Genomic DNA, 13,838 nt, shown 5'->3' with positions numbered 1-13,838 from the left:
TTATATAAAACCATGACATTATGTATGTATATTAAAAGAAATGATAAGAAAAAACACCCAATCAGATAATATCTACAACTATCTAGTCAGGTGTTCTTATTAATTTGCGTTATTTAATAACTTCATTAATCAAAGATTCTAGTACGTCAGCTTTTTTATAACCTGCAAGGCGATCTAATAATTTACCATTTTTAAAGAATACCATAGAAGGAATACCTTCTACATCTTCTTTCAATAGAATAGGACGCAAAGCCTTATCTTCTGCATCTACGCTAAAGAATTTAACGCGGCCCTCTAATCTTTTTGCTACTGCTTCTACTTCAGGACGCATAACAGTGCAAGGTTCGCACCAGCCTGCCCAAAAATCTACAATAACGAGCTCTTTAGAACCTAATACTAATTCATCAAATTGTTCTACGCTTGTAATAGCAGTAATAGCCATCGAAAGGCCTCCTTTTATAGTTAACTATTGATATACATCATGTAAGAAGCAAGCAATCATTAAGCCGAGTTCTGTTCTGCTTACGCAGTGACGATTATCTTTCTAGGCATACAGTCGCCTGTACGCTCGAGCGACACAACCCGGAAGGTAGGCGGGACCACCCTTAACCCTTCCCTATTCGGTCTTGCTCCGGATGGGGTTTACCGAGCCAGCCTGTTACCAGACTGCTGGTGAGCTCTTACCTCACCTTTCCACCCTTACCACTTATGTGGCGGTTTCCTTTTCTATGGCACTTTCCCTAAGGTCACCCTCGCCAGACGTTATCTGGCATCCTGCCCTATGGAGCTCGGACTTTCCTCGAATCTGATAGACTCGCAATCGTCTTTCATACTTGCTTCAATTCAGTTTATCATAGCTCTATACTCTATGCAACAATATTGAGAATTTACTGTTAAAACAGTTAAAAGAAAAGTTCTCTTTCTATACCGCTATAAAAACTCAATTCTTTTTGAGTTCGTATACACCTCATTCAAAGAAAAAATCAATTTGTTTTTCAAAGGATTGTACAATGACATCCCAATGACATCGAGCCGATTGATCCAATAAATAATCACGAATACCATCAGCTACAATTTCTTCTGTACCAAAATGTCCAGCATCTACAACAAGCAATCCCAACTCTTTAGCAAGCTGTGCATCATGATATTTTACATCTCCCGTTATATACGCATCTGCCATCACAGCATTTCTAATGAATTCTGCACCACCGCCAGAGCAAAGAGCTACCGTTTTAATGTTATCTTTTTTTAGGCCCCCAAATCTTAAATTAGCATACGGCAAAGATTCTTGTAGATATTCACGGAAGCTTTCAAAATCCATAGTTTCAGGCAACTCACCAATACGGCCTAATGTACGACCTATATTAGGTTCCTGTAAATTAACTACTTCATAAGCTACTTCCTCATAAGGGTGTACTAATTTCATAGCATCAATAACAGCCTGTTTATGACAATCATCTACAATAACATTAACAGCTATTTCAGGCACCATCGTCATAGATCCAACCTCTCCAATAACAGGATTCGATTCATCATTGCCTTTAAATCTACCTTCACCAGCAAAACTAAAGCTACATGCTTCGTAATTGCCAATGCGTCCGGCACCAGCATTCGCCATGGCTTCACGTACGACATCAGCTGTATCTATTGGTACAAAGGTAGTAATTTTATACAACACATCTTGTCCAGTAGGTACAAACCCTTTCACATGTATCAGTCCTAAGCGGTTCGCCAACATATCATTAAGACCGCCTTGTGTAATATCTAAATTCGTATGTGCACTATATACAACAATATCATTTTTTATAAGACGCTCGATTAGAGTCCCTTGAGGACTATCTAAATTTAACGATTTTAACCCTTTAAAGATAAATGGATGATGACTGATAATCATTTGAGCCTGTTCAGCTATCGCATACTCTACAACCTCAAGTGTAATATCGAGAGTCGTAATAATTTTAAATATACTACGTTGTTTCGACCCCAGCATAAGTCCCACATTATCCCAAGATTCAGCGTAATGAAGTGGAGCCCATTGTTCCATAGATTCTATAATTTGTTTGGCCGTAACCATCATATCACTCCTTGCCTATCTATATATCAGCGTACACTTTCTAATTCGTCTATTTCAATTTGTAATTGTTTATATTTTTCCGTATGTGAAAGTTCTTTTGACATTCCATCTAAAGCACACTGGCGTTGATAAATTAAATAATCTATATATTCATTCCACAAAGCCGGTTTCTCTTTTTCTAATACCCCTCCTACAGACCAAAGAATAGATGTAAAAGGTAGTCTATCATAAACAGTATAGTTCATATTCGCAAAATCCATATTACTATAATGTGAACTATGATTAACCAAATCTTGTCGAACAGCTAAAAATGCAGTATATATTTTCCCCATATCTTTCATAATGATTTCTTTTAGAATACAATACCCTTTTTTCACCATATATTGACGCAGTTCAGCCTGCCCATTCTGTGGTTGCAGCACGTAAAATTCAAGCAACTCCGGTCCTTCTTCAACGATATCACGCATCAAAAATCCACCCATGCCACAACAAATGGCGCCATTTAATTCACCTTTCTTAGTAACCTGTAAACCATCACCAAGTCGACAATCAATAACGTCACTAAGCCCTCTAGATTTAATATAGGACTCAGCTGATGAAAGAGGGCCTTTATGTACATCTCCAGCAATAACGCGCTTAGCTTTCCCCCGCACAACTAATTCAACAGCTAAATAGCCATGATCTGTCCCAATATCAGCAATAGTATCTGCCATAGGAACAATATCAAAGACGGATTCTAACCGATTCATCATAGGTCTTGCTTTCATAACTACCTCATTTACATTATAATTATAACAAAAAACCTGCCCCCAGTGGAGCAGGTTTATTGATTCAATTTATACAAGTTTGGTGGGCCCACCTGGGATCGAACCAGGGACCGACCGGTTATGAGCCGGTTGCTCTACCCCTGAGCTATAGGCCCAAGCTTGCGTATAAAATTATACTGAAAATTCTTAGGTACGTCAAGTTATCTATGTGAGCAAAAATTTTCAGTATCTACGGTGCTCCGGGCTCAGACAGAATACATTCGCCTATGCGTTTTTTAGTGTTAGAAATCGGTTGATCATATCGTCTTGTTCGAATATGCCTTTTGTAGCTAGTGTTGTTGTTTTGCTGTTGGCTGATTTTACGCCGCGGGCGCTGACGCAGCTATGCGAGCTAGTGATGTGAACGATAACGTCATCAGTGCCGGTAGCAATAGAAATGACTTCGGCAATATCTTCACCAATTTTTTCTTGTAGCTGTAATCGTTTGCAACACATTTCGGCAATGCGTGGCATCTTGGACAAGCCGATGACTCGGCCACGAGGGATATACCCAATGCTGATATTCATGTCGTACATCAAGGCCATATGATGTTCACAATGAGAAAAGCATGTAATATCCTTAACGATTACCATCTGATTCGTATCTACATCAAAGGTTTTACCAAACATGTTAGCAATATCAGCATTCGTATATTGAATACCTTCATACATTTCTTCCATCATTTGAGCTACACGTTTGGGTGTTTCTACAAGGCCTTCACGATTAGGATTTTCCCCTAATGCTTCCAATAATTGATACACCAAAGATTCTATTCGATTTGTGTCCATATTATACTCCTTTCGCATCAGGGTCCCAAATAAATTTATGAATTTGTAGCTGAAATCTAACGTTTTGCCAATTATGGGCTTTCATATACTCAATAATCGTAGCCCCTTCTATATGTCCCCATACAGGAGATACGAAAATTTGTGCTTTCGTAGGATATATTTTTAAAATCTCATCCATACGATCTAAATCTTGAATAGAACCAACTACAAATTTAATAATATCTTCCTGTGTTGCCACCTTAAATATATCTAAACTCATAGCATCTTCTGCTAATGATGATGGTGTTTTATAGTCGTAGGTGAACCATACATTATTTCGGTGAAAGCTTGGTATGATAGTACCATTTGTTTCTATATTGAAATCATATTGATGATTGCGACTCGTCAATTCATCAATGAGTTCAATAACAGCTATTTCCTGTAAAAGTGGTTCTCCACCAGTGATAGTAATACGATAATTACCTAATTGCTCAATAGTATCAGCAACAGCCTGTACATTCATACTTTCAAAAGTACTGTTATCACCATAACTATACAATGTATCACAATAGGAACAGCGAATGTTACAGTCATGGAGACGTAAAAAGGTAGTCAAAAACCCTTGTCGCTTACCTTCACCATCAATGGATGCGAATATTTCAATCACGTTCATAGATAGCAACATTTCCTTCTGATTCTTGTACTTCTACCTTAAAGCATTTTGGACCTAATTCATCAGCAATCCATTTCGCCATATTTTCCGCAGTGGGATTAATATCCCCTAACACATCATTAATATGTTTATGATCTAGACGTCCATGTATCTTTTCTTTAATAATTGTAAAGTCGATAACCATACCATTGTGATCTAATGCTTCACTGCGTGCATGTACTGTAATAATCCAATTATGACCATGTAGATTTTGACATTTACTAGGATAATCCAATTTTAATTGGTGAGATGCACTCACCTCTAACCGTTTAATAACTGTATACATAAAAACTCCTTTAGTATATGTGTAACCTTTATTTTTATTATATCATGCTCTACTACATACGAAAAAATACAGTTCCTCTCAACATGTAATACGCTATTATATAAATAGGTCACGTTGAAAGGGACTGTATTTTAATTTTATAAGAAATCTTTAATTTTATCGCGTTTACCACGATTACGTAATTTCGTTAATGCTTTACCTTCAATTTGACGGATACGTTCACGAGTTACATTAAAGTGTTGACCAACTTCTTCAAGTGTACGCGGTTTACCGTCTTTCAAACCAAAACGTAGAATCAACACTTGTTGCTCACGATCGGTTAAACAAGTAAATACGTCTTCAATTTGTTCTTGCAACAAGATATAACTAGCTGCATCATCCGGTGCTACTGCATCTTGGTCTTCAATAAAATCCCCCAAGTGAGAATCTTCTTCTTCACCAATTGGTGTTTCCAAAGATACTGGCTCTTGTGCAATTTTTTGAATTTCACGAACACGTTCAGCAGTAATTCCCATACCTTCAGCAATCTCTTCTGGTGTTGGTTCTCTACCTTTATCTTGCAATAATTGTCGAGAAATACGAATCAATTTATTAATCGTTTCAACCATGTGAACTGGAATACGAATAGTTCTCGCTTGATCGGCAATAGCCCGTGTAATGGCTTGTCGAATCCACCATGTTGCATATGTAGAAAATTTATAACCTTTTGTATAATCAAATTTATCTACTGCTTTAATTAGGCCTAAATTACCTTCTTGAATCAAATCCAAGAATAGCATGCCTCTACCAACATAACGTTTAGCAATACTTACAACAAGACGCAAGTTAGCATCTACCAATTTCTTCTTAGCTCTTTTACTAAGTTGAATTTCTTTATATGTCGCATCTTCCTCTGCGCCTGCTTCAATTTGTTTTGCTAATACAATTTCTTCATCAGCAGATAACAATGGAACTCGCCCAATTTCTTTTAAATACATACGAACTGGGTCATCAATGTTAACGCTAGCATCTACGCTTAAATCAATAGAAATATTCTTTTCGGACGAAACATCACTGTCCTCATCATCTTCTGGTTCAAGGGCATCATCTTTATCGTCGTCATCAACATCGGAAACAACTTCGATATTTAATTTGTTGAAAGTCACATAAATATCATCTAATTGCTCTGCTGTTAACTCAGTTTGCTCATGAAGAGCATCTGAAATTTCTGATTGTGTCAAGACACCGTTTTTACGGCCTTTTTCAAGAAGTTGTGCCACAATCTCCTCAATTTGACTTTTTTGTACTTTCTTAGCCACAGCGCTCTCCTTTATTAATTACTATTTAGACCATTCTCTAATTAGATTTTGTATTTCCTGACATTTATGTAATTCGCTAATAAATGTCGAATCTCCTGCACGTTTTAACTGATCGGCTAAAATTGAGTGCATTTTATATTGTTCCCGTAGGGAATGTAGCCGTATTTTACGGATAAGTACAGGTACAGCCTCATTTGTCTCAATTATCATAAGCCGTGAAAAAACTTCATATTCTTGAGGCGTTAATACGTCCTCCACAGATTCCGGCTGATATCGACCAGTTTGAGTAAATAGGGTGTATATCTTTTCTATTATACCGCGATATTGAATATTTTGAAAGTCCTCTAATGGTAAATATTGAATCACCTCTTGTAAAGCCTTTGGATTTGTAATGATGTGAGCCATTAATAACTCTTCATCACCACTAACAATCTTTTTAGGCTGTGTAGTCTTTTCATCTACCAATTCAATATTACCCTTTTGAGTATAATTTCTAAAATAACGAAATATAGTACTATTATCTAACCATAATGGTAACGCCAGCGCCTTTAACGCATCATCTCGTACCGTTTGACTGTGAATATTAGAAATAAATGGGAATATATCTTGCATCACTGCCTGTTTGCCTTCTGCATCATTCGTATCATGCTTAATAAGCGACTCACTTAATAAATAATCGAGTGGCTTAACAGCCTTTTCTACCAATGCTTTAAAGGCTTTGCCACCGTGATTCCTCACATAATCATCTGGGTCCTTACCGTCCGGCATGGCCAATACACGAACCTTAAAATCTGTATTCTGCAATAATTCAATAGCCCGTGCAGCAGCTTGCCTTCCTGCACCATCCATATCATATGCCAATATAATTTCATCTGCTTGACGCATCAAAATATGGCCATGATCTTTTGTATAAGCCGTTCCCAATGAAGCAACTACATTAGTAACCCCCTTATTATGGGCAGAAATAACATCCATATAACCTTCTACTAAAATAGCTTGTTTTTGTTCACGTATCGATTTATAGGCCTTATCAAAGGCAAATAGAATTTTCCCCTTTTCAAAAATTTGGCATTCAGGAGAATTCAAATATTTCGGCGTGCTATCATCCATAACACGGCCCCCAAAGCCCACTACACGACCTTTACCATCCATAATAGGAAACATAACTCGATTCCGAAAGAAATCATAAGCCTGTCCTTTATCATTTTTACGAATCAAATTAAGCTCAAGTAGAATCGATTCTTCAATGCCCCGTTCTCTGAAGGCCTTATATAACCTATCCCAACCATCGGGAGCAAAACCTAATTTAAACGTTTCTATGGTTTCATCTGTTAGGCCCCGCTTTTTAAGATACTCTAATCCAACCTTACCAAGCGAAGTTTTAAGCAAACAATTATGAAAAAAGTTCGCTGCTAACTCACAAGTTTCGTATAATTTCTTACGGCGTTCTTCTCTAGCCCGTACTTCCGGTGAAAGTTTAGCCTCTGGTAATGGTATATTGGCCCGATTAGCAAGTCGTTCCAAAGCCTCTACAAAAGTTATCCCCTCAAGCTCCATCAAAAACTTAATGGCATTTCCTGATGCATGACAACCAAAACAATAATAAAATCCCTTATCAGGAGCCACGCTAAAGGATGGTGTTTTTTCATTATGAAATGGACAGCATCCCCAATAATTCTTACCTTTTTTCTTCAAGGTAACGTGTTCTGATACAACGGATACGATATCATTAGCCTCTTTAATTTGTTCAATTAATTCATTCTCAAAATATCGACTCACCAGAACACCTCCCTACTTCTATCTCATTTTATCGACTATACAATCATATACAAAAAGTGTTTATAATTCTATATTCGATAAAACTTTCAAAATTCCTCTAAACTAACAAACCACAATTAAAAAGGATAGGCTGCAATACAAGATTGCAGCCTACAATTTTAGATATAATGCCTATTTAGCGAAATCTACAACGCGTGTTTCACGAATTACAACAACTTTGATTTGACCAGGGTATTCTAATTCAGATTCAATGCGTTTTACAATATTCCGAACAAGTAATGTAGACTCAGCTTCATCAATCTTATCCGGTTTTACTACAACGCGAATTTCACGACCGGCTTGAATAGCAAAGCACTTTTCAACGCCTTCGAAAGATTCAGCGATTTCTTCCAATTTAGATAATCGTTTTAAATAATTTTCTAATGTTTCTCTACGTGCACCTGGACGGGCTGCAGAGATAGCATCTGCTGCTGCTACGAGAACAGCTTCTACAGTTTGGAACTCCTCATCACCATGATGAGCCCCAATACAGTTAATTACAGCTGCACCTTCACGATACTTACGGGCTACATCGACCCCGATTTCCACATGAGAACCTTCTATTTCACGGTCTAACGCCTTACCAATATCATGAATTAAACCACCTCGTTTAGCCAATGTCACATCACAGCCAAGTTCTGCAGCCATGAGACCTGCTAAATGGGATACTTCAATAGAATGTTTTAACACATTTTGACCATAACTAGTACGATACTTCAAACGTCCTAAAATTTTAATAATTTCAGGATGCAAGCCATGAACATCAGCCTCAAAAGTAGCTTGTTCACCAGCTTCTTTAATTGTTTGGTCTACCTCTTTACGAGCCTTTGCCACCATTTCTTCAATACGAGCAGGATGAATACGACCATCAACAATTAATTTTTCCAATGCAATACGTGCAACTTCACGACGAATTGGATCAAATCCCGATAAAATTACAGCTTCCGGCGTATCATCAATAATCAGATCAATACCGGTTAATGTTTCTAAAGCACGAATATTACGCCCTTCACGGCCAATAATACGTCCCTTCATTTCATCATTTGGTAATGCTACAACAGAAACTGTTGTTTCTGCTACATGGTCAGCAGCACAACGTTGAATAGCACCAGATATAATTTCTTTGGCTTTCTTCTCTGCTTCATCTTTAGCTTGCTGTTCCATTTCTTTTACCATGATAGCTGTTTCATGACGGATTTCTTGTTCCACGTTTGTTAACAAGATATTCCGAGCTTCCTCAAAAGTCATGCCAGAAATACGCTCTAATTCTGACATTTGCTTTTCATACAAAGCATCGATTTTTTCTTTGCTTTGAACTAAGTCAGCTTCTTTACGATGTAAAGCTTCCTCTTTGTGCTCAATATTGTCTAATTTTTTATCCAAAGATTCTTCTTTTTGAAGAATACGGCGTTCCATACGTTGTAATTCAGAACGCCGATCTTTATTTTCTCGTTCCACATCAGAACGTAGCTTATGAATTTCTTCTTTCGCCTCTAATAAAGCTTCTTTCTTTTTAGACTCGGCCATACGCTCACCATTTGCAATAATGCGCTCAGCCTCTTGTTCAGCTTGATTCAGTTTTCCTTCAGCAATATTTTTTCGTAAAAAATAGCCTACCCCTAGTCCAATTAACACCATGACAACTGCAATCAGACTATACTCTAAAATCAGTCTCACCTCCTGTATCTTCACATACGGGCTCTACACCCCTTGTTTCCAGACTTTTAACATATAAAATTAATAACCTATAATACAATATATATTTATAAGGCTATTTTAATTTTATTCTTGAAAGCCTATTCTGTCAAGATTGATAGGCCTCGCAAACCTTAGTAATAGTGCTCATAGAAAATCCCCTGTTTTTTAGGAAATTCATTATTTTTATACGTGGAATATCGTCTATAGACTCACCATATTTTTTATCTACGATTCGAAAAGCGACTGCCATTTCATTATAATTCTCAATATCACAAGGCACGTCAAGACCTCTCTGCTTCATTTTTTGCTTTATAAGATAGGCACCATATTTCTGTTCTCTCATCAAATAGGATACAACCTGTTTCGCCAGACGCTCATCATTAATATAATCATAATAAATCAACCGTTCTTCTACGTAGTCGATGAGCTCCGATGAAATCTGTTTGCGGTTCATCTTTTGTCGAAGCTCATAAGAGCTTAGAAAGCGCTGTGCAAGGAATCGATACGCTTGATCTAATGCGGCCTGTTTTTCCTCTTCTGTAAACATATCATCTAACATAATAACCTCAATGAAAAAGGGCTACACAGTAGCCCTTTTTATATGCTATATCGATTACTCTTCTTCTGGAGTAGCATCTTCGCCAACAACATCAAATGTTTCTGGTTCAGCTGCCAATGTATCACGAATGATACGATCAATTTCTTCTGCTACTTGAGGGTTATCAAAGAGATATTGTTTTGCCGCTTCTTTACCTTGTCCCATTCGTTCCCCATTATAGGAATACCAAGCACCAGATTTTTTTATAATTTCCATATTGGTACCAATATCAATAAGAGTACCTTCTCTAGAAATGCCTTGACCATACATCAAATCAAATTCAGCAGTTTTAAATGGAGGTGCCACCTTATTCTTAACAACCTTAACTTTTGTACGGGCCCCTACATTTTCATTATTGGCCTTAATCAACTCACCCTTACGTACATCAAGACGTACAGAGGAGTAGAATTTTAAAGCACGACCACCTGTCGTTGTTTCTGGATTACCAAACATTACGCCCACTTTTTCACGCAATTGGTTAATAAAGATAACAACAGTTTTTGTTTTATTAATAGTACCTGTTAATTTACGCAATGCTTTACTCATCAAGCGAGCATGAAGACCTACGTGGGCATCGCCCATCTCTCCTTCAATTTCTGCTTTAGGTACCAATGCAGCAACCGAGTCAACTACAACGATATCTACAGCACCACTACGAACAAGAGCTTCTGTAATTTCTAAAGCTTGTTCGCCATTATCTGGTTGAGAAATTAAAAGATTATTGATATCTACACCAAGATTGCGCGCATAGATTGGGTCCATTGCATGTTCTGCGTCAATAAATGCAGCAACGCCACCTTGTTTTTGTGCTTCTGCTACTGCGTGAAGAGCTACGGTTGTTTTACCAGATGATTCTGGACCATATATTTCAATAACACGACCACGAGGAAACCCTCCTACACCTACAGCAAGGTCAATCGCAAGAGAACCAGAGGAAATAACCTCAACGTTCATACGGTCTGCCGCTTCACCAAGGCGCATGATAGCCCCTTTACCAAAATCTTTTTCTATTTGTTTTAATGCGTTATCCAACGCTGCTTGTCTACCATCAACAGCCATTATTTATCCCCTTTTTCTTGAATATATAAATTCATATAATATAATGCTAATTCAGCCGCACTTTGGCGAATATCTTCTCGATTACCAATAAGATTAGCCTTGTGAGCAACAGTTCCCTGTGGACCAGTTACACCAAACCAAACGAGGCCTACCGGTTTATCTGGTGTACCGCCACCAGGGCCAGCTATACCCGTTGTAGATACCGCATACATCGTACTGCATACCCTTTTGGCGCCTTCAGCCATCGCCTTTGCTACCTGTTCACTGACAGCGCCATATGTATCGAGCAACTCTTGTGGCACACCTAACACTCGATGTTTTACATCATTGCTATAAGATATAATACCACCCATATAATAATCACTACTACCACTTACATTAGTTAATAATTTACCAACTAAACCAGATGTACAAGACTCTGCCGTAGCAATGGTAGCCGACGATTCTTTTAATATATTACCTAATGTTTCTTCCATAGAAACATCTAATTTACGGCCAATCAACACACCTAAACGACGACGGATGATTTCATCCCATGGATCTAATAATCTATGTGCTTCTTCTAAAGATGCAGCCTTTGCAGTAATACGCAATTCAATATAGCCTTTTTTTATCAACAAGGCTATAGTCGGATTTGACTGTTGTTTAATCAAATCCATAACGCGCTCTTCTAAATCAATTTCACGAATATTGTAAACACCATATCGATAAGATGTTACAACACCTTGTGAGCCAAAGTGCTTATGGAGGTAAGGTACTACACTTTCTGTAAACATCCCTTTCATCTCACCTGGAGGTCCGGGTAATAGAATATAAGTCACATCGCCATCTACGGTTACTACACCTGGTGCAACACCAACAGGATTCACTAATACACTAGAACCATCAGGCAACATAGCCTCTCTACGACTTGCATCAGGCATTTCATGACCAACTCTTTTAAAAAATTGTCGTACTTCAGCCATAGCATCATCATTATATACAACACTTCGATTTAAGGAAGCGGCTAATACTTGACGTGTTATATCCCCCTGAGTTGGTCCTAGCCCACCCGTACTAATCACGAGATCAGCACGTTGAGCTGCTTTTTTAAATACTTCAGCCATACGACCAGGATTATCTCCAACCACGGATTGATAAGCTATTGTATAGCCTAATTTATTAAGCTCCTGAGCTAACCAAGAGACATTAGTATTCACCGTGTCTCCCAATAATAATTCAGAACCTGTAGAAATTAATTCTACAATCATTGTAAATACCTCCTATCACTAGATATGTGCCAGTACTGGTATTACCTAATACACCACTCCATATTATTCCACGATTGTAGCCACCACATCATAGGCAAAGCCTTGCTCTACTTGTACCTGCAAAATATCTCCAGGCTTAACCTTATCGCCACAGTCTTCGATATACATATTCCCATCTACATCCGGAGCTTGTGATTTTAAACGACCTTTTGCCAAAATAGTGTCATTATCGCCAGCTTCTAACTCTTCGATCATAGCATAATCAATAGTACCTTCTAAATCATGGTTATTCTCTTCAGAAATAGCTGCTTGTATAGACATTAACGTATGATAGCGTTCTTCTTTAACCTCTTCTGGTACTTGGTCTTCACGAGCACCTGCAATCGTTCCTTCCTCTTGTGAGTAGGTGAATACACCCATATTATCAAATTTGATATCTTTCACAAATTCACAAAGTTCTTGGAACTGTTCATCTGTTTCACCAGGAAATCCAACAATAATCGATGTACGTAATGTTACATGAGTAGACGCACTACGTATTTTCTTTAACAATCTTTCAATATCCTCACGAGAGTCTCGTCGATTCATTTGTTTAAGAATATCATTATTCACATGTTGTAATGGTATATCCACATATTTACAAAGTTTAGGTTCATTAACAATAATGTCGAGCAATTCATCACTAAAGAATGTTGGATATAAATAAAGCATACGAATCCACTCAATACCATCAACCTTTGTTAACTCTTTTAGCAGCTCTGTAAGTAATGGTTTTCCATTATTTAAATCAATGCCGTAGCTAGTCGTATCCTGCGCAATAAGAACGATTTCTTTAACTCCGGATGCAGCTAAGCGTTCAACTTCAGCCTTAATAGATTCGATAGAACGACTTCTAAAAGCTCCACGCACCTTAGGAATAATACAGAAAGTACAGCCATTGTTACATCCTTCTGCAATTTTTACATACGCACTGTAGCGAGGCGTTGTTTGAATACGAGGCATGCGTTCATCATAGATATTAGTAATATTTTCCATAATACAGCTACGATTTCCATGCTCAATAGCCCCAACAGCTACCATAACTTGATCCCATGCACCAGTACCGATGAGAGCATCGATTTCAGGAATTTCTGTAAATAATTCATCTTGATATTGTTGACTTAAACAACCTGCAACAATAAGCCCCTTACAGCGACCTATTTCTTTATATTGTGCAGCCTCAAGAATAGTATTAATAGATTCCTCTTTAGCTTTTTCTATAAATGTACATGTATTTATAATAATCAAGTCAGCTTCTTCTAAATTATCAGTAATGATATATCCATTATCTTTCAATAATCCAAGCATAACCTCTGTATCTACTAAATTTTTAGCACAACCTAGGCTAATATATCCCAATGATTTGGTCATTCTAAGTCCTTTCTTATATATAGAATGCAACTATATGGTATAAATATCTAATATACATACT

Annotated in this window: 13 protein-coding genes, 1 tRNA gene and 1 other RNA gene; all 15 read right to left on the bottom strand. The window is 37.6% G+C overall.

Features of this window, described 5'->3' with window-relative positions:
* Nucleotides 1-109 precede the first annotated feature (109 nt).
* The 15 genes from Q0E20_RS04485 to rimO all read right to left on the bottom strand — a co-directional run bounded on the left by Q0E20_RS04485 (nucleotide 110) and on the right by rimO (nucleotide 13,777).
* Entirely contained in the window at nucleotides 110-442 is a 333-nt protein-coding gene (locus Q0E20_RS04485) for a co-chaperone YbbN (protein WP_295996884.1), read from the bottom strand.
* Nucleotides 443-483: 41 nt separating this feature from the next.
* Nucleotides 484-840: RNase P RNA component class A (rnpB, locus tag Q0E20_RS04480), an RNA gene on the bottom strand.
* Between the two features lie 127 nt (nucleotides 841-967).
* Nucleotides 968-2,074, bottom strand: a complete 1,107-nt coding sequence (locus tag Q0E20_RS04475; RefSeq protein WP_366509624.1) for a Nif3-like dinuclear metal center hexameric protein — start codon at nucleotides 2,072-2,074, stop codon at nucleotides 968-970.
* A 26-nt stretch (nucleotides 2,075-2,100) separates the two neighbouring features.
* Nucleotides 2,101-2,841, bottom strand: a complete 741-nt coding sequence (locus Q0E20_RS04470; RefSeq protein ID WP_295996878.1) for a class I SAM-dependent methyltransferase — start codon at nucleotides 2,839-2,841, stop codon at nucleotides 2,101-2,103.
* An 80-nt stretch (nucleotides 2,842-2,921) separates the two neighbouring features.
* A tRNA-Ile gene (locus Q0E20_RS04465) sits at nucleotides 2,922-2,996 on the bottom strand.
* 109 nt (nucleotides 2,997-3,105) lie between these two features.
* Nucleotides 3,106-3,669: a GTP cyclohydrolase I FolE gene (folE, locus tag Q0E20_RS04460; protein WP_295996876.1), complete on the bottom strand. Its 564-nt coding sequence runs from the start codon at nucleotides 3,667-3,669 to the stop codon at nucleotides 3,106-3,108.
* 1 nt (nucleotide 3,670) lies between these two features.
* Nucleotides 3,671-4,333, bottom strand: coding sequence for a radical SAM protein (locus tag Q0E20_RS04455; protein WP_295996873.1), 663 nt, complete (start codon nucleotides 4,331-4,333; stop codon nucleotides 3,671-3,673).
* Complete coding sequence (gene queD / locus Q0E20_RS04450; RefSeq protein WP_295996870.1) at nucleotides 4,308-4,646, bottom strand: 6-carboxytetrahydropterin synthase QueD; 339 nt, start codon at nucleotides 4,644-4,646, stop codon at nucleotides 4,308-4,310. Before queD ends, Q0E20_RS04455 begins: the two co-directional genes overlap by 26 nt.
* Nucleotides 4,647-4,783: 137 nt before the next feature.
* The gene (gene rpoD, locus Q0E20_RS04445) at nucleotides 4,784-5,944 is read right to left on the bottom strand and encodes an RNA polymerase sigma factor RpoD (RefSeq protein WP_295996867.1); all 1,161 of its coding nucleotides are present in this window, start codon (nucleotides 5,942-5,944) and stop codon (nucleotides 4,784-4,786) included.
* Between the two features lie 21 nt (nucleotides 5,945-5,965).
* Entirely contained in the window at nucleotides 5,966-7,723 is a 1,758-nt protein-coding gene (dnaG, locus tag Q0E20_RS04440; RefSeq protein ID WP_295996864.1) for a DNA primase, read from the bottom strand.
* A 171-nt stretch (nucleotides 7,724-7,894) separates the two neighbouring features.
* Nucleotides 7,895-9,439: a ribonuclease Y gene (gene rny / locus Q0E20_RS04435; RefSeq protein WP_295996862.1), complete on the bottom strand. Its 1,545-nt coding sequence runs from the start codon at nucleotides 9,437-9,439 to the stop codon at nucleotides 7,895-7,897.
* A 127-nt stretch (nucleotides 9,440-9,566) separates the two neighbouring features.
* Nucleotides 9,567-10,019 carry a regulatory protein RecX gene (locus Q0E20_RS04430; protein ID WP_295996861.1) on the bottom strand — a complete coding sequence of 151 codons (453 nt, stop codon included), beginning with the start codon at nucleotides 10,017-10,019 and terminating at the stop codon, nucleotides 9,567-9,569.
* 54 nt (nucleotides 10,020-10,073) lie between these two features.
* Complete coding sequence (recA, locus tag Q0E20_RS04425; protein ID WP_295996859.1) at nucleotides 10,074-11,117, bottom strand: recombinase RecA; 1,044 nt, start codon at nucleotides 11,115-11,117, stop codon at nucleotides 10,074-10,076.
* The gene (locus Q0E20_RS04420; protein WP_295996857.1) at nucleotides 11,117-12,367 is read right to left on the bottom strand and encodes a competence/damage-inducible protein A; all 1,251 of its coding nucleotides are present in this window, start codon (nucleotides 12,365-12,367) and stop codon (nucleotides 11,117-11,119) included. Before Q0E20_RS04420 ends, recA begins: the two co-directional genes overlap by 1 nt.
* 63 nt (nucleotides 12,368-12,430) lie before the next feature.
* On the bottom strand, nucleotides 12,431-13,777 hold the full coding sequence (gene rimO / locus Q0E20_RS04415; RefSeq protein ID WP_295996854.1) for a 30S ribosomal protein S12 methylthiotransferase RimO: 1,347 nt from the start codon (nucleotides 13,775-13,777) through the stop codon (nucleotides 12,431-12,433).
* Nucleotides 13,778-13,838 lie beyond the last annotated feature (61 nt).

The sequence above is a fragment of the uncultured Veillonella sp. genome (assembly GCF_934230905.1).
Lineage (GTDB): Bacteria > Bacillota > Negativicutes > Veillonellales > Veillonellaceae > Veillonella.
The sequence above is the reverse complement of the archived record's forward strand: the minus strand, read 5'-3'. Positions and strand labels throughout refer to the sequence as shown.